14 protein-coding genes are annotated in these 15,702 nt (G+C 64.6%); 5 read left to right on the top strand and 9 right to left on the bottom strand.

The annotated features are described in order from the left end of the window. Nucleotides 1–197 precede the first annotated feature (197 nt). From B2790_RS23690 to ribBA, 5 genes are all read right to left on the bottom strand, one after another. Nucleotides 198–1,346: an ABC transporter ATP-binding protein gene (locus B2790_RS23690; protein ID WP_075045597.1), complete on the bottom strand. Its 1,149-nt coding sequence runs from the start codon at nt 1,344–1,346 to the stop codon at nt 198–200. 19 nt (nt 1,347–1,365) lie between these two features. Continuing rightward, the gene (locus tag B2790_RS23685) at nt 1,366–2,175 is read right to left on the bottom strand and encodes an ABC transporter permease (protein ID WP_015270845.1); all 810 of its coding nucleotides are present in this window, start codon (nt 2,173–2,175) and stop codon (nt 1,366–1,368) included. Between the two features lie 6 nt (nt 2,176–2,181). Continuing rightward, a complete protein-coding gene (locus B2790_RS23680; protein ID WP_286919913.1) occupies nt 2,182–3,099 on the bottom strand; it encodes an ABC transporter permease in 918 nt (305 codons plus the stop codon). Next, on the bottom strand, nt 3,096–4,121 hold the full coding sequence (locus tag B2790_RS23675) for an ABC transporter substrate-binding protein (protein WP_286919912.1): 1,026 nt from the start codon (nt 4,119–4,121) through the stop codon (nt 3,096–3,098). Before B2790_RS23675 ends, B2790_RS23680 begins: the two co-directional genes overlap by 4 nt. A 369-nt stretch (nt 4,122–4,490) precedes the next feature. Next, nucleotides 4,491–5,612 (bottom strand): bifunctional 3,4-dihydroxy-2-butanone-4-phosphate synthase/GTP cyclohydrolase II, encoded by a 1,122-nt coding sequence (gene ribBA / locus B2790_RS23670; protein WP_286919911.1) that lies wholly within the window; start codon nt 5,610–5,612, stop codon nt 4,491–4,493. 78 nt (nt 5,613–5,690) lie between these two features. On the opposite strand from ribBA, the gene B2790_RS23665 reads away from it, so the two are divergent. Beyond that, nucleotides 5,691–5,984, top strand: coding sequence for a DUF1330 domain-containing protein (locus B2790_RS23665; RefSeq protein WP_025339641.1), 294 nt, complete (start codon nt 5,691–5,693; stop codon nt 5,982–5,984). A 222-nt stretch (nt 5,985–6,206) separates the two neighbouring features. Here B2790_RS23665 and B2790_RS23660 read toward each other — a convergent pair whose 3' ends face one another. After that, nucleotides 6,207–6,929 (bottom strand): pirin family protein, encoded by a 723-nt coding sequence (locus B2790_RS23660; protein ID WP_286919910.1) that lies wholly within the window; start codon nt 6,927–6,929, stop codon nt 6,207–6,209. 54 nt (nt 6,930–6,983) lie between these two features. Further along, nucleotides 6,984–8,003 (bottom strand): alpha/beta hydrolase, encoded by a 1,020-nt coding sequence (locus B2790_RS23655; RefSeq protein ID WP_286919909.1) that lies wholly within the window; start codon nt 8,001–8,003, stop codon nt 6,984–6,986. A 145-nt stretch (nt 8,004–8,148) separates the two neighbouring features. On the opposite strand from B2790_RS23655, the gene B2790_RS23650 reads away from it, so the two are divergent. After that, nucleotides 8,149–9,033 (top strand): LysR family transcriptional regulator, encoded by an 885-nt coding sequence (locus B2790_RS23650; protein WP_286919908.1) that lies wholly within the window; start codon nt 8,149–8,151, stop codon nt 9,031–9,033. Between the two features lie 117 nt (nt 9,034–9,150). Here the strand turns inward: B2790_RS23650 and B2790_RS23645 are convergent, their stop codons facing one another. Next, nucleotides 9,151–10,863, bottom strand: a complete 1,713-nt coding sequence (locus B2790_RS23645) for an FAD-dependent oxidoreductase (protein WP_286919907.1) — start codon at nt 10,861–10,863, stop codon at nt 9,151–9,153. Nucleotides 10,864–11,058: 195 nt separating this feature from the next. Between B2790_RS23645 and B2790_RS23640 the strand changes: the two genes are divergently transcribed. The 3 genes from B2790_RS23640 to B2790_RS23630 all read left to right on the top strand — a co-directional run bounded on the left by B2790_RS23640 (nt 11,059) and on the right by B2790_RS23630 (nt 13,861). Beyond that, nucleotides 11,059–11,835 carry an IclR family transcriptional regulator gene (locus tag B2790_RS23640; protein WP_085663306.1) on the top strand — a complete coding sequence of 259 codons (777 nt, stop codon included), beginning with the start codon at nt 11,059–11,061 and terminating at the stop codon, nt 11,833–11,835. A gap of 140 nt (nt 11,836–11,975) precedes the next feature. Further along, complete coding sequence (locus B2790_RS23635) at nt 11,976–13,028, top strand: Gfo/Idh/MocA family protein (RefSeq protein ID WP_286919906.1); 1,053 nt, start codon at nt 11,976–11,978, stop codon at nt 13,026–13,028. A 17-nt stretch (nt 13,029–13,045) separates the two neighbouring features. Next, entirely contained in the window at nt 13,046–13,861 is an 816-nt protein-coding gene (locus B2790_RS23630) for a sugar phosphate isomerase/epimerase family protein (RefSeq protein WP_286919905.1), read from the top strand. A gap of 324 nt (nt 13,862–14,185) precedes the next feature. Here the strand turns inward: B2790_RS23630 and B2790_RS23625 are convergent, their stop codons facing one another. Next, nucleotides 14,186–15,511 (bottom strand): MFS transporter, encoded by a 1,326-nt coding sequence (locus B2790_RS23625; protein WP_137164316.1) that lies wholly within the window; start codon nt 15,509–15,511, stop codon nt 14,186–14,188. Between the last annotated feature and the right edge of the window lie 191 nt (nt 15,512–15,702).

The raw sequence follows: 15,702 nt of genomic DNA, 5'->3' as shown, positions 1-15,702 counted from the left end.
AGTGGCGTGATGATAATGTGACAGTCCATGGGGCAGTGGGCTTTGCCTGATGCTTGTAAGTTCGCGTCAATGGGGCTGCTGTGCAGCCCATCGCCGGCAAGCCAGCTCCCACAGGGCCCTTGCCAATCCTGAAACCTGCGCTGTAACTATGGGAGCTGGCTCGCCGGCGAAAGGGCCGCAAAGCGGCCCCAGCGGTATCAATGCGCCCCGGCAGACTTGCTCAGGTCACTTTCTGCCCACTCGGTATAGATGCACGCATCCGCCACCGCCCAGCGCACCTTCACAGTATCCCCCGGCTGCATCGGCATGCCCGCCGCCGACAAAGCCTTGACCGTCAGCTCGGTACCGCCCGCAGTCACCACATGGCAGGTCTGGCTCTCGCCCAGGAACAGCACTTCGCCAACCTTGGCGCTGACCTCGTTCCAGCCCGCCGGCAGCGGCTCGCGCGCGGCCTGTTCGGCGGTCAGGGCCAGGGCCTTTTCCGGGCGCACCATGATCAGTGCGTCCTGCGAGGCGGCCAGGCCCGGGGTCAGGCGGATGGCTACCGGCTGTCCCTCGAAGCTGCCCGCGCCATTGCTGCTGGCCTTGATCCGCAGGAAGTTGGAGTTGCCCAGGAACGAGGCGACGAAGGCATTCGGCGGGTTCTGGTACAGGTCGTAACCGGTGCCCAGGCCGACGATCTTGCCATGGCTGAAGATGGCGATGCGCTGGGACAGGCGCATGGCTTCTTCCTGGTCGTGGGTAACGTAGACGATGGTGATGCCCAGGCGCCGGTGCAACTGGCGCAGTTCATCCTGCAGGTCTTCGCGCAGTTTCTTGTCCAGCGCGCCGAGCGGTTCGTCCATCAGCAGGATGCGCGGTTCATACACCAGCGCCCGGGCGATCGCCACGCGCTGCTGCTGGCCACCGGACATCTGCGACGGCTTGCGGTGGGCGAACTTTTCCAGCTGCACCAGCTTGAGCATGGCGTCGACGCGCTTGCTGGTTTCGCTGGCGCCGAGCTTGCGAATGGCCAGCGGAAAGCCGATGTTGTCGCGCACGTTCAGGTGCGGGAACAGAGAATAGCGCTGGAACACCATGCCGATGTCACGCTTGTGCGGTGGCACGTTGACCAGTGACTGGCCCTCGACCAGGATCTCGCCGCTGCTCGGTGTTTCGAAGCCGGCCAGCATCGACAGGGTGGTGGACTTGCCCGAGCCGCTGGAGCCGAGGAAGGTCAGGAACTCGCCGTCCTGGATTTCCAGGTCGAGGTTGTCCACGGCGGTGAAGTCGCCGTAGTGCTTGTTCAGGCCGCGCAGGCTGACCAGGGTCTTGCCGTGCGCGTTGTCTTTGATCACTGCACTCATTGTTGTTTTCTCCGCGCGCTCAGGCGTTGGCTTCGGTGCGCCGGCGCAAGGCGGCGGCAATGAACATGACAAGCAGCGACAGGCCGATCAGCAGGGTCGAGGCCACGGCGATGACCGGGCTGAGGTCCTGGCGCAGGGTGGTCCACATCTTCACCGGCAGGGTCTGCAGGTCGGGGCTGGCCATCATCACGCTCAGCACCACTTCATCCCACGACACCAGGAAGGCGAACAGGCCGCCGGCGATCATCCCCGGGCGAATCGCCGGGAAGGTCACCTTGAAGATCGCCTGCAGGCGCGAGGCGCCGCAGATCACCGCGGCATCCTCGATCGACTGGTCGAACAGCTTCAGCGAGTTGATGATCGAGATGATGGTGAAGGGCAGGGCGACGATCACGTGGCTGACCACGAAGGCGAACAGCGTGCCGGTGTAGCCGAGCTTGAGGAACAGCGCGTACACCGCCACGGCAATGATCACCAGCGGCACGATCATCGGCATGGTGAACAGCCCGTACAGCAGCTCGCGGCCGGGGAAGCGGCCACGCACCAGGGCAAACGCGGTGGGCAGGCCGAGCAGCACGGCGGCGATGGTGGTCAGCACGGCCACCTTCAGGCTGGCCAGCGCGGCGTCCATCCACTCCGGGTTGGAGAAGAACTGGCCGTACCACTTGAAGGTCCAGCCCGGTGGCGGGAACACCAGCCACTGCGACGAGCCGAACGACAGCAACACGATGAACACCACCGGCAGCAGCAGGAAGGCCGCGATGACCCCGGTGGTCAGGTACAGGCCCGTACGCAGCGGGCGGCCCATGGCATTGGGAGACAGGAGCATGGCGGTTTACCTCGCATTGCCAACCGGGGATTCCGGCTGCAGCTTCAGGTACAGGTAGAAGAGCACCAGGGTGATCACCACCAGCAGTGCGGCGGCGGCGCTGGCCAGGCCCCAGTTGAGGAACGACTGCACCTGCTGAATGATGAATTCGGGCAGCATCATGTTCTGCGCACCGCCCAGCAGGGCCGGGGTGACGTAGTAACCGAGCGACATCACGAATACCATCAGTGCCCCGGAGAACAGCCCCGAGCGGCACAGCGGCAGGAACACCTTCCAGAAATTGGTCCACGGGCTGGCGCCGCAGATCGAGCCGGCCTGCAGCACCATCGGGTCGATGGCGTGCATGGTCGCCTGCAGCGGCAGCACGATGAACGGGATCATGATGTAGCTCATGCCGATCACCACGCCGGTCAGGTTGTGCACCATTTCCAGCGGGGCATCGATGATGCCCATGGCCATCAACGCCTTGTTGATCACCCCCGAGCTCTGCAGCAGCACCAGCCACGAGTAGGTGCGCGCCAGCAGGCTGGTCCACATCGACAGCAGCACGATGTTCAGCAACCAGCGGCCCCAGCCCTTGGGCACCAGGGTAATTGCCCAGGCCAGGGGGAAGCCCAGCAGCACGCTGATCAGGGTGACCACGCCGGCCACCGAGAAGGTGTTGAACAGCACCCGCGCATAAGCCGAGTTGGCGAACAGCTGCTCGTAGTTGCCCAGGCCCGGCGTCGGCTCCAGCACCCCGCGCAGCAACAGGCCGGCCAGCGGGGCAAAGAAGAACAGGCCAAGGAACAGCAGCGCCGGCAGCAAATTGCGGCTGCCTTTCCAGCGCTGGCTCAGGCTGACGCGGTGGGGGGCCGTTCCCGGGGCGCCGGTGCCCGTGGGGGCACCTTGCGCGTTATGCAGGGCGTTGATGGCGACTTTCATTTGACCAACCACTCATTCCAGCGGGCTGCGATGGCCTGGCCGTTCTTGGCCCAGTAGGCGAAGTCGAGGGTGACCTGGTCCTGGGCGTAGGCGGTCGGCAGGTTCTGCGCGAGGTCTTTGTCCAGCTTGGCCACGCTGTCGACGTTCACCGGCGCGTAGGCAGTCTTGTTGGCGAACTCGGCCTGGCCTTCGGCGCTGCTGGCGTTGGCCAGGAACTTCATGGCCGCGTCCTTGTTCTTGGCACCTTTGGGGATGACCAGGAAGTCGGCCATGACCAGGTTCTGCTTCCAGCTCACGCCCACCGGTGCACCGTCTTGCTGCAGGGCATAGACGCGGCCGTTCCAGAACTGGCCGAGCGAGGCTTCACCCGAAGCCAGCAGTTGCTGCGACTGGGCGCCGCCGCCCCACCAGACGATGTCTTTCTTGATGGTGTCGAGCTTTTTGAAGGCGCGGTCCAGGTCCAGCGGGTACAGCTTGTCGGGGGCTACGCCGTCGGCCAGCAGGGCCAATTCCAGTACGCCTGGGCTGGGCCATTTGTACAGGGCGCGCTTGCCGGGGTAGGTCTTGGTATCGAACAGTGCGGTCCAGTCCACCGGTTTGTTGGCACCGAGCTTGCCTTCGTTGTAGCCGAGCACGAAGGAGAAGAAGAACGAGCCGACGCCATGGTCGGAGACGAAGCGCGGGTCGATCTTGTCGCGCTTGATCTGGGTGAAATCGAGGGGTTCGAGCAGGCCTTCGCTGGCGGCACGCAGGGCAAAGTCGGCCTCGACGTCGACCACGTCCCACTGCACGTTGCCGCTCTCGACCATGGTCTTGAGCTTGCCGTAGTCGGTAGGGCCGTCCTGGACGACCTTGATATCGGTGGCTTTGGTGAAGGGTGCGGCCCACGCTTCTTTCTGGGCGTCCTGGGTGGTACCGCCCCAGCTGACGAAGTTCAGGCTGTCGGCGGCCTGGGCAGCCTGACATGCCAGGGTCAGCAGGCTGGCGGACAGCACTGCGGTTACACGTTTGCTCAACAGCATGGTTACGCCCTCGTTGCTTTTGTTATTCGAGGCGGGGCTTGTGGTGCGCCCGCCAACAGTGTTCGGGGAGCAGCTAAAACAAAGTGTCTTGTGGCCGTTTTTGATTGTAGGTGCCGGCCTGCAGATCCAAGGTCTACGGGATATCATATTATGGTATTCCAAACTTTTGGCAAGAGGTATGAGGCTACCGGCCATCACTCCGTCCTCAGGTCTGGGCACATTGCTTATCGGGGCGATCGATTCAAACAGGGGTCTAAAAGCTTGCGCGGTCTGTGTGGGAGCGGGCGAGCCCGCGAACACGGGCGAAGCCCGTGCCATGCACCGCGGTGTCTGCCTCGCGGGCTCGCCCGCTCCCACAGGGTCCGTATATCAACCTGTAATCCCGGGCTCGAAGGGGATGCTTTGCACGACCTCCAGCTCATACCCCGCCAGCCCCGCATATTTCAGCGGTGGGCCCAGGTGGCGCAGCTTGCCCACGCCCAGGTCCTGCAGGATCTGCGCGCCTGTACCCACCTCCGAGTACACCTTCGATTGCCCACGCTGGTAAGGCCGCACCGGCTGGGTCAGCTGCGGCACGCGTTCCAGCAGCGCCTGCGAGGACTCATGGTTGGCCAGGACCACCACCACGCCGGCGCCTTCCTCGGCCACTTTCTGCAGCGCCGCCCACAGCGTCCAGTTGGCAGGGCCGGCGTATTCGGCGCCGACCAGGTCGCGCAGCGGGTCGATCACGTGCACTCGCACCAGGGTCGGCTGCTCGCGGCGGATATCGCCCATGACCATGGCCATGTGTACGCCACCTTCGATGCGGTCTTCGTAGGTGACCAGGCGGAAGGTGCCGTGCACGGTCGGCAGTTCGCGTTCGCCGATGCGCTTGATGGTCTGCTCGGTACTCAGGCGGTAGTGGATGAGGTCGGCGATGGTGCCTATCTTGATGCCGTGCCGGGCAGCGAACACCTCCAGGTCCGGGCGGCGGGCCATGGTGCCGTCATCGTTGAGTACTTCGACGATAACCGACGCCGGGGTGAACCCGGCCAGGCGCGCCAGGTCGCAGCCGGCTTCGGTGTGGCCGGCGCGTGTCAGCACGCCGCCTTCGCGGGCGCGCAGGGGGAAGATGTGGCCGGGTTGCACCAGGTCTTCGGGGCGGGCGTCGGGGGCCATGGCCGCCGCCACGGTACGCGCCCGGTCGGCAGCGGAAATACCGGTGGTAACGCCCGTGGCCGCCTCGATCGACACGGTGAAGGCGGTGCTGAACACGCTGCCGTTGGCCGGCACCATCTGCTCCAGGCCCAGGCGTTGGCAGTGATCGTCGGTCAGGGTCAGACAGATCAGCCCGCGCGCTTCACGGGCCATGAAGTTGATGGCCTGGGCGTCGCAACGCTCGGCGGCGATCAGCAGGTCGCCTTCGTTTTCCCGGTCCTCGTCATCCACCAGCAGGACCATCTTGCCTTGCCGGTAGTCCTCGAGAAGTTCTTCGATGGTGTTGAAAGCCATGTTGCACGCTCACTGTGGTGGGGTGATTATTATGGTATACCATCATACACAAATATCGCCGTAACAGGAGAGCAACGCATGAAGGCCTATTGGATTGCCCATGTGGACGTGACCGACCCCGAGCAATACCAGCAGTACACCCAGCGCGCCCCGGCTGCCTTCAAGGCATTCGGCGGCCGTTTCCTGGCCCGTGGCGGGCGTAGCGAGGCAATGGAAGGGCGGCCTACCCCTCAGCGTAGCGTGGTGATCGAGTTCGATTCGTACGAGCAGGCGCTGGCGTGTTACCGGTCCGAGCTGTACCAGGAGGCGTGCAGCCATCGCCAGGGGGTGGCGAAGGCTGAGGTGATCATCGTCGAAGGGTTCGAGCCCTGAATAATGGCTGCTGGCCCTATCGCCGGCAAGCCAGCTCCCACAGGTACTGCACAGGTTTCAAATACTGTGCAGCACCTGTGGGAGCAACTGTCTTGTGTTGTCTGTCAGTACCTCTTCGCTGGCAAGCCAGGCTCCTACAGGGACTGCGCATGGCTTCGGTCGATGTGGTCGAGGTGGGAGCTGGCTTGCCGGCGATAGGGCCATTACTGTCGAAGCAGAAACTCAAGGCATGCCAGGCAATTCATGCGGCCGCAGGTCGAACACCAGCACCTCGGCATCCACCCCATTGCCCAGCTCCAGCACCTGTTCCTGCCTCACCCGCACCCCATCCCCTTCATTCAGCACTTGCCCATTGAGCTCGATGCTGCCCCGGGCCACATGCACATAGGCATGGCGGTTTTCCGGCAAGGTCAGGGTGGCACGCTCGTCACCGTCGAACAGACCGGCATACACCCGCGCATTCTGCCGTACCTGCAACGACCCCTCGGCGCCATCCGGCGAGATGATCAGGCGCAGCTTGCCGCGCTTTTCCTCGGCACTGAAATGCTGTTGCTGGTAACGCGGCGTTGCGCCTTGCACGTTCGGTACGATCCAGATCTGCAGGAAGTGCACCGGCTGCACCTCGCTGTGGTTGAACTCGCTGTGGGCCACGCCGTGGCCAGCGCTCATCATCTGCACATCGCCCGGGCGGATCACCGAGCCGGTGCCCAGCGTGTCCTTGTGCTCCAGCGCGCCTTCCAGCACGTAGGAGAAAATCTCCATGTCGCGGTGCGGGTGTTGACCAAAGCCCTTGCCGGGGATGACGCGGTCGTCGTTGATCACCAGCAGGTCCGAGAACCCTTGCTCGTCCGGGTTGCGGTAGTGGCCGAAGGAGAAGGTGTGGAACGATTTCAGCCAGCCATGAAAGGCCAGGCCGCGGTCTTTGGCGTTACGGATGGTCAGCATGACGGGTCTCCTGAACCGGCAGGGCACCAGGCCCTGCCGCATGGGTGGATTAGGTTACTGCAGGTGCACTTTCAGCTCGCCGGCGGCCTGGCGCATGGCCGCTTGCACGGCAGGCACCTGATGCAGCGGGTTGAGCAGCCCGTAGTCATGGATCATGCCGTTGTACCGCACCGAGGTAACGGTCACCCCGGCAGCATTCAGCTTGCGGGCATACGCCTCACCTTCATCGCGCAGCACGTCGAACTCTGCCGTTTGCACCAGCGCTGGCGGCAAGCCTTTCAACTGTTCACTGCTGGCCCGCAGCGGCGAGGCGTAGATCTGTTCCCGTGCCTTGGCGTCGGTGGTGTAGTTGTCCCAGAACCATTTCATCATCCCGGTGGTCAGGAAATGCCCCTCGGCAAACTGCTTGTACGACGCAGTTTCGAAGCTGGCATCGGTCACCGGCCACAGCAGCAGCTGGAAACGCAGGGCCGGGGTGCCGGCCTCTTTGGCTTTCAGGGCCACTACTGCCGCCATGTTGCCGCCGACGCTGTTGCCGGCCACGGCCAGGCGCTTGCCGTCCACGCCAATTTCCTTGCCATGCTCGGCCACCCAGCGGGTGGCGGCGTAGGCCTGGTTGATCGCGGTCGGGTAGTGCGCTTCCGGCGATGGGGTGTAGTCGACGTAGACCGCCACTGCGCCAGAGCCAACCACCAGGTCGCGGATCAGCCGCTTGTGGGTCGGGAAATCGCCGAGCACCCAGCCGCCACCGTGGAAGAACATGAACACCGGCAGATCACCCTTCACGTTGGCCGGGCGAACCACTTGCAGTTTGATCGACTCGCCGTTGGCCTGGATGGTGCGTTCCTTCACCTCGATACCCGAGAGATCGACCTTGACCGAGGCCTGGGCACCGGTCAGCACCGCGCGGGCGTCTTTCGGGCTGAGCTGCTCCAGTGGCTTGCCGCCGCCTTGTTCGAGGGCTTCGAGGAAGGCCTGGGTGTGCTGTTCGATACCCGGGCTGCCAGCGGCGAAGGCGCTGGAAACGGACAGGGCCAGAAGGGAAGCGGTAAGGGTTTTGTGGACAATGTTCATGAGCGAATCCTTTTCTGTTGAATGTTGGTAATGGGCGTCTTGCCTGGCCTTCAGGGCCATCGCTGCGACTTGTGCGTAGATTAGGGAGATGCGCTGATGGGAAAAAGCCGCTATAAAGCGTTTGACTGTCACCAAGAGCGAGACAATGAACCCTTACGAAGACATGCGCATCTTTGCCCAGGTCATGGAGGCTGGCAGTTTCACTGCGGCCGCCGACCGCCTGGGGATGTCCAAGCAATCGGTCAGCCGGCGCCTGATGCAGCTGGAGGAGCGCCTGGGCGTGCGTCTGCTCAATCGCTCCACCCGGCGCCTGGACGCCACGCCGCTGGGCCAGCACTATTACCAGTCGGCGCTGCGCCTGCTCGGCGAAGTGCAGCAGGTGGAGCACGACATCAGCGGCCAGGCCCAGGCCTTGCGTGGCACCTTGCGCCTGAGTGCGCCGCTGTCGTTCGCCATGGCGCACCTGGGCTGCCTGCTGACCGAGTTTCTGCAGTTGCACCCGCAGGTGGATGTGGAAGTGGATTTGAGCGACCGCGCCGTTGACCTGATCGGCGAGGGCTATGACCTGGCGCTACGGATTGGTGCGCTGGAGGACTCCAGCCTGATTGCGCGGCGCATTGCCAGTGTCGAGCGGGTGTATTGCGCGAGCCCGGTGTACCTGGAAGCGCGGGGCGTGCCGGCCAGACCGGAGCAGTTGGCTGGGCATGATTGTCTGCCATATGGGCATTCGCGGCAGGTGCAGTGGCAGTTCAGCCAGGGCGGCAAGGCACATGCGATCCAGGTGGCCGGGCGGATGCGGGCGAACAATGGCGAGCTGCTAAGGGATGCGGCGATTGCCGGGATGGGGGTGACTTATCTGCCAACCTTCATCGTGGGCCAGGCACTGGCGGATGGGCGGCTGGTGACGGTGCTGGATGAGTGGCGGCCGCCGGCGCTGCAGCTGTCGGCGGTGTACCCGCAGCACCGACAGGTGGCGCGGCCGGTGCAGGGTTTTGTGAACTTCCTGCGCGAGCGGTTGGAGCAGCTCTGACCTTCGGTATCGTGCGGGCTTCTTCGCGGGTAAAGTTCCGCATCGAGCCCGGCATTCCCTGCCGCGAAGCGCCGCCCGGTCTCACAGGCGCTGCAAAACCGCCGGCCTGATCTCACCTCACTCATACCCCTGCGCCCCGGCAATATGCCGCCCGGCCACATAGCCAAAGGTCAACGCCGGCCCCAGGTTGATGCCACCCGACGGATACCAGCCGCCAAACACGCTGGCCATGTCGGTACCCGCCGCATACAGGCCAGCAATCGGCTCCCCAGCCTCATCCAGCACCCGGGCATTGCCGTCGGTGCGCAGCCCGGCAAAGGTGCCAAAGCAGCCGGGCTGCACCTTCACCGCATAGAACGGCCCCTGCTCGATGGGCGCCACGCAAGGGTTTGGCCCCTTGTGCTGCGGGTCACCCTGCTTGCGGTTGAACGGTGTGGAGCCACGGCCGAACGCCGGGTCCTGGCCGTTGCGGGCATGGTTGTTGAAATCGCTGACCGTGGCGCGCAGCCCTACCGGGTCGATGCCGCAGGCCTCGGCCAGCTGCTCGAGGGTGACACCCCGCTTGAGATAGCCGCTGCGCACGTGCGGCCACACAGGCAGTGGCGCCGGGCGGGCATGGCCCAGGCCGTAGCGGCGCAGGAAGCGGTGGTCGCAAACCAGCCACGAACACACCTCTTCGCCCTGCGGCACCGCCGCGATCATCGCTGACACATAGTCGTAATAGCCATGCGCTTCGTTGACGAAACGCTTGCCGTCGGCCAGCACGCCGATGATGCCCGGTTTGCCGCGTTCGATGATGTGCGGGAAGTGGCCGACACTGCCGTCGCGGTGCGGCACTCGCGAAACCGGCGCCCAGGCCACCGGCGACTTCAGGTCGGTGGCGACCACACCGCCGGCCGATTCGCCCAGGCGCAGGCCGTCGCCCGAACAACCCTTGGGGGGCAGGGCAAGGTTGTCGTGGCCGCTGGCATCGCGCGGGAACAGTTGCCGACGGCGGGCGTTGTCGTTGGGGAAACCACCCGCCGCGAGCACCACGGCCTTGGCACGGATCAGTTGCTCGCCCTGCGGTGTAGCCACCAGCGCCCCCCGCACCTGGCCATCCTCGACCAGCAGGCGTTTGGCCGGTGCCGACTCCTGCAGGCGCACGCCCAGGTCCTGCGCCGACCTGGCCAGGCGGGCCACCAACGCCACGCCGTTGACCAGGTGCATCGCTCGGCCATACCGGGCGAGGTGGTAAAGGTGGCGGCCAAAGCGTTTCCACACGTGCAGCAAGGCCTTGGGCGAGCGGGTCATGTTGAGGAACGCGGCAAGGTCGGCACCCGCCATTATCGGCATGCCCATGAACGAGGTTTCGCGCATGGTCTTGCGCAGGCGTGGTAGCAGCGCACCGACCTCGCGGGCGTCATAGGGCGCGGCAATCACCTGGTGCCCGCCCTGGGCCGCGCCCGGTGTGTCGCCATGCATGTCGGGGATGCCGTTGCCGTCGGCAAACTGCAGCGCCGTGTGCTTTTCGAAAAACGCCACCATGTGCGGGCAGGCTTCGAGGAAGGCGTCGACGCGTTCGGCGTTGTAATACGCCCCCAGTTCATTGCGCAGGTAGGTACGCGGCTGCTCGATGTCTTCCTCGATACCGGCCCGGCGTGCCAGCGGGTTGCGCGGCACCCAGGCCCAGCCGCCGGACCAGGCGGTGGCGCCGCCGAACACTGGCTCCTTCTCCACCACGATCACCTTCTGCCCGTGCCAGGCAGCCGTCACGGCCGCAGCCAGCCCGGCGGCACCAGAACCTATGACCAGTACATCGCATTCGGTTTCGTAGGGAGCGGAAGGCATTGCGGGATTCCTGTATTTTTATTGGAACAAGGTTCCACATTCTTATTGGCAGCGAATCGGCCCGCAAGGGTGTGGCGGCCCTACCAGGCAATTAATGGGCGATAACCGGACAGTTCGTACCGCCCTGGCTGCGGCGGCTATCGGCGGTGTGGAATCATCTTCTAGAATTCGCAAAAAATTTCAGGGACCTGTGTCATGGCTGGTAGTCAGATCGAACGCGCCTTCAGTCTTGTAGAAAGCCTTACCGGCGAACCGCAGGGGCTGCCGTTGCAAACCCTGGCCGAGCGCCTGGACATCCCCAAGAGCGCCACCCATCGCATGCTCACCGAGCTGGTGCGGCTGGGCTATGTGCGACAGAACCGGGACAATAGCCGCTACCAGCTGTCGGCCAAGCTGGTGGCGCTGGGCTTCCGTTACCTTGCCAGCAGCGGTGCTGACATCATCCAGCCGATTCTCGACCGCCTGGCCCAGGACAGCGGCGAACTGGTGCGCCTTGGCGTGATAGACGGTGCCCGCCAGACCTGGATCGCCAAGTCCCAGGGCGCCCGCTCCGGGCTGCGCTACGACCCGGACATGGGCCGCGACGCACCGCTGTTCTATACCGCGTCCGGGCATGCCTGGCTGGCCAGCCTGGACGATGAGCAGGCGCTGCAGATGGTATTGCGCCAGGGCATTGCCGACCCGGCGCAGTTCGGCCCGAATGCGCCGCGCTCCACCGACGAGTTGCTCACCTACCTGCGCCGCGCCCGCGAGCGCGGTTATGCCTGGGTCGAGGAAACCTCGGCCATCGGCACCTCGGCCCTGGCTGCAGTGGTGCGCCGCCCGCAAAGTGACGAGGTGATCGGTGTGCTTAGCATCGCCGGGCCCAGTGCGCGCCTGGCGCAAAGCCGCCTGGCAGAACTGGCGCCGCTGTTGCTGGCGGCGGCAGAGGAACTGTCGGCGGCCAGCCGGGCCAGTGAGTTGTTCGCCTGAAGGTGCATTTCCGGTCGATTACCGCACACTCTGTTCTACAGCTTCTTCTGAAAAGCTGAACCTGGTTCTAAATTGTTTAATGTGGATTGTGGAATTGGATTCCGGAATCTGCGTGACAACAATGACAAGAGGACAGGCTGTTGAACGCACCCCTTCGTATTGCCTTGATCGGCGCCGGCAGCATGGGCCGCCAGCATTACCAGCATTTGCTAAATGTGCCGCAGGCCCAGCTGTGCGCTGTGGCCGACCCGGGCCCGCAGGCCGAGGCCTTTGCTGCCGAATGCGGCGTGCCCTGTTTTGCCGACCACCGCCAGATGCTGGAGCACGCGCGCCCCGAGGCAGTGATCGTCGCCAACCCGAACAACCTGCATGTCGCCACCGCCCTGGACTGCGTCGAGGCCGGTGTACCGGTGCTGGTCGAAAAACCGGTGGGCGTGCACCTGGATGAAGTCCGCGCGCTGGTGGAAGCCTCGCGCCGCCACAATGTGCCTGTGCTGGTCGGCCATCACCGCCGGCACAACCCGCTGATCGCCAAGGCTCACCAGGTGATTGCCGACGGCAAGCTGGGCCGGCTGATCAACGTCACCGCACTGTGGCAGTTGCAAAAGCCCGACAGCTATTTCGAAACCCCCTGGCGCCGCGAGCCGGGCGCTGGCTTCTTGCTGACCAACCTGATCCATGACCTCGACCTGCTGCGCCACCTGTGTGGCGAGGTGGTACAGGTGCAGGCATTCACCCGCAACGATGTGCGCGGTTTTGCCAACGAAGACAGCGCCGCGGTGCTACTGCAGTTCGCCAATGGGGCATTGGGCAGCCTGACTGGCTCCGACGCGGTGGCCGCGCCATGGAGTTGGGAGCTGGACTCCGGCGAAAGCCCGGTCTACCCGCGCCAGGATGGCCAGCCGTGCTACCTGCTGGCCGGCACCCAGGGGGCCCTGAGCATTCCGCAACTCAAGCGCTGGCACTACGCTGAGGTAGGGTCGGGCTGGCACACGCCGTTGTTGCAGAGCGAGGAAAGCATCCCCGTTGGCGAGGCATTGACCTTGCAGCTGCAACACTTCGTGCGGGTTGCCCGGGGTGAACAGGCGCCGCTGATCGATGCCGCCGATGGTGGCCGTACCCTGGCGCTGATCGAGGCGATCCGCCAGGCAGCGGAAACTGGCCGGGCCTGTGCGCCCGAGCACATTGCTTGACTTGTCTGGTGACGATAATGACTGAACGAATTTTCTCCCTGGCGGCCCTGACGGTACTCGAGCTGACCCCGCCGGACATGGTCGAGGCAGCAGCCCGCGCCGGTTACAGCCACGTTGGCCTGCGTCTGGTGCCCGCCACCGAGCAGGAACAGCATTTCCCGCTGGTGGCCGATGCCGGCCTGCGCCGGCAGACCCAGGCGCGCCTGCGCGACACGGGCATCAAGGTGCTCGACCTCGAGATCCTGAGGCTGAAGCCGGAAACCTGTGTAGCCGATTTCGAGCCGATCCTGGCGGTGGGCGCCGAGCTGGGCGGCACGGAGCTGCTGGTGGCTGGCAACGACCCGGATGAAGCGCGGCTGACCAAGCGCTTTGCTGCGTTGTGTGACCTGGCGGCGGGGTATGGCATTCATCCGCATCTGGAGTTCATGCCTTGGACTGATGTGCGTGACCTGCGCCAGGCCATGCGGGTGGTGGCCAACGCCGACCGCGCCAATGGCTGTGTGCTGGTGGATGCCTTCCACTTCAACCGCTCCGGCTCTTCGCTGGACGATCTGGCACAACTGGCGCCGCAGCGCATGCGTTATGCCCAGCTGTGCGATGTTGCCGGCCCGGTGCCGGCCGACATGGACGAGATCTTGCGCCAGGCACGCAACGAGCGGCGCTTCCCAGGCGAGGGCGATGCCGATCTGGTCGGCCTGCTGCGCGGCTTGCCGCCAAGTGTGCCGTTGAGCCTGGAGATCCCCACGCGGCAGTTGCTGGAACAGGGCATGAGCGGCGAACAGCGTGCGCGCATGGCGCTGGAGAAGGCTATGGCAGTACTGGCCAGAGTCTGATTGATAGAACGCGGCGCATGGCACGGGCTATCGCCCGTGTTCGCCGGCAAGCCAGCTCCCACAGGTACAGCGCGTGGCTTGAGCCCTGTGGAGCCCTTGTGGGAGCGGCTTTAGCCGCGAACACCGGCGCAGCCGGTGCCAGGCACCGCGTTGGATTCTTCGCGGCTGAAGCCGCTCCCACAGGTACAGCGACAACCTCGAGAGCAACTCTGTACCTGTGGGAGCTGGCTTGCCGGCGATGAGGCCGGGCAGGCAAATTACTGATTGCTGACTGGCCAAAAAAAGGGCCCGCAAGGGCCCCGTAGAGGTAAGTGGCTAGCGCGTTCAGGCGCTCTCGATCTTGCGTGGCGCCATGAAGTACATCCACACCAGCGCCAGGAAGTACATCGCCGGGATCATGGTGAACAACACGGCATAGTTGTTATTGGTAGCGGTCAGCACGCTACCGACGATCTGCGTCATGAACATCCCGCCAATCGCAGCGCACATGCTGCCGAAACCGAACACCGTGCTCACCAGGTGCTTTGGCGTGTAGTCCATCACCAGGCTCCAGATATTCGCCGTCCATGCCTGGTGTGCGCCCACCGCCAGCGAGATGGCCGCCACCGCGACCCACAGGCCACTGGCGTTGGCGGCAAAGATGACGCTGACCATGGTGCAGGCGAAGATCAGCATCGACACCAGCCGCGCCGTGGTAGCGCGCACGCCACGGCCGATCAGCCAGGAAGACAGGATGCCGCCGCCGATGCTGCCGAAGTCTGCCGTCAGCCAGATGATGATCAGCGGGATACCCATCTGGGTCACGTTGATGCCCAGGCTGTATTGCTGGTTGAGGAACGGTGGCAGCCAGTACAGGTAGAACCAGAACACCGGTGCGGTAATCGCGTAGGCCACCGCGAACGCCCAGGTGCCACGCAGGCGCAGGATGCGGCTGAACGGCACGCGGGTCGGCTCGGGCTCGTCATCCTGCTGGATGTACTCCACCTCGCTCTGGCGCACGCGCGGGTGATCTTCAGGGTTGTAGTACTTCAGCACCCACAGCACCACCCACACCAGGCCCAGGCTGCCCATGGCGATGAACGCGGCCTGCCAGCCCCACACGGCCAGAATCAGCGGCAGCAGGGCCGGCGTGACCATGGCGCCGACGTTGGTGCCGGCGTTGAACAGGCCGGTGGCGATGGCCCGTTCGCCAGCCGGGAACCACAGGCGCACGGTCTTCACGCAGGCCGGGTAGTTGGCGGCCTCGGTCAGGCCGAGGATGAAGCGGCAGACCATGAAGCCGGCGGCCGAGGTGGCCAGGCCGTGAGCGCCGGTGGCCAGGCTCCACAGCAGCACGGCGAAGAAGAACGCGCGTTTTACCCCGACCTTGTCGATCAGCCGGCCCTGCAGCAGGAAGCCGACCGCATAGCCGACCTGGAACCAGAAGTTGATGTTGGCGTAGTCCATCGCCGTCCAGCTCATTTCCTTGGCCAGGACGGGCTGCATGATGCCGAGCGCAGCACGGTCGATGTAGTTCAGGGTGGTGGCGAAGAACACCAGGGCGAGCATGCCCCAACGGGTCTTGCCGACGCCGAAGGCGCCGCGAAGCTTGTCGCCGATCGAACCCTGGGGCATCCGGGGGGCGGCGGGGGTGATCTTGGAGTGGTTCATAAACTGCTCGATTCTTGAAATTGTATTCAGCTGCGGTGCTACGAGTACGTGACCGATTCCCAGGCAGGGGGGCACGCAAGGCCGGTGCATGGTGAGCAGTGAAGGCGGCAGCGTCAATTCAAGGGAAGGGCTAGTGTTCGGTTACCGAACGGTTGCGTTGGGCCTGCGGGCGAGGCAAGGGGCAACGTGAT

The organism is Pseudomonas sp. UBA6753 (assembly GCF_002453565.1).
In the GTDB taxonomy this organism is placed as follows: Bacteria; Pseudomonadota; Gammaproteobacteria; order Pseudomonadales; family Pseudomonadaceae; genus Aquipseudomonas; species Aquipseudomonas putida_Z.
This window is presented reverse-complemented; position numbering and strand designations above follow the sequence as displayed.

Excerpts from the sequence above, each read along its gene's own strand:
- B2790_RS23690 (WP_075045597.1), bottom strand. The coding sequence starts at position 1,346 with ATGAGTGCAGTGATCAAAGACAACGCGCACGGCAAGACCCTGGTCAGC.
- B2790_RS23685 (WP_015270845.1), bottom strand. The coding sequence starts at position 2,175 with ATGCTCCTGTCTCCCAATGCCATGGGCCGCCCGCTGCGTACGGGCCTG.
- B2790_RS23680 (WP_286919913.1), bottom strand. The coding sequence starts at position 3,099 with ATGAAAGTCGCCATCAACGCCCTGCATAACGCGCAAGGTGCCCCCACG.
- B2790_RS23675 (WP_286919912.1), bottom strand. The coding sequence starts at position 4,121 with ATGCTGTTGAGCAAACGTGTAACCGCAGTGCTGTCCGCCAGCCTGCTG.
- ribBA (WP_286919911.1), bottom strand. The coding sequence starts at position 5,612 with ATGGCTTTCAACACCATCGAAGAACTTCTCGAGGACTACCGGCAAGGC.
- B2790_RS23665 (WP_025339641.1), top strand. The coding sequence starts at position 5,691 with ATGAAGGCCTATTGGATTGCCCATGTGGACGTGACCGACCCCGAGCAA.
- B2790_RS23660 (WP_286919910.1), bottom strand. The coding sequence starts at position 6,929 with ATGCTGACCATCCGTAACGCCAAAGACCGCGGCCTGGCCTTTCATGGC.
- B2790_RS23655 (WP_286919909.1), bottom strand. The coding sequence starts at position 8,003 with ATGAACATTGTCCACAAAACCCTTACCGCTTCCCTTCTGGCCCTGTCC.
- B2790_RS23650 (WP_286919908.1), top strand. The coding sequence starts at position 8,149 with ATGAACCCTTACGAAGACATGCGCATCTTTGCCCAGGTCATGGAGGCT.
- B2790_RS23645 (WP_286919907.1), bottom strand. The coding sequence starts at position 10,863 with ATGCCTTCCGCTCCCTACGAAACCGAATGCGATGTACTGGTCATAGGT.
- B2790_RS23640 (WP_085663306.1), top strand. The coding sequence starts at position 11,059 with ATGGCTGGTAGTCAGATCGAACGCGCCTTCAGTCTTGTAGAAAGCCTT.
- B2790_RS23630 (WP_286919905.1), top strand. The coding sequence starts at position 13,046 with ATGACTGAACGAATTTTCTCCCTGGCGGCCCTGACGGTACTCGAGCTG.
- B2790_RS23625 (WP_137164316.1), bottom strand. The coding sequence starts at position 15,511 with ATGAACCACTCCAAGATCACCCCCGCCGCCCCCCGGATGCCCCAGGGT.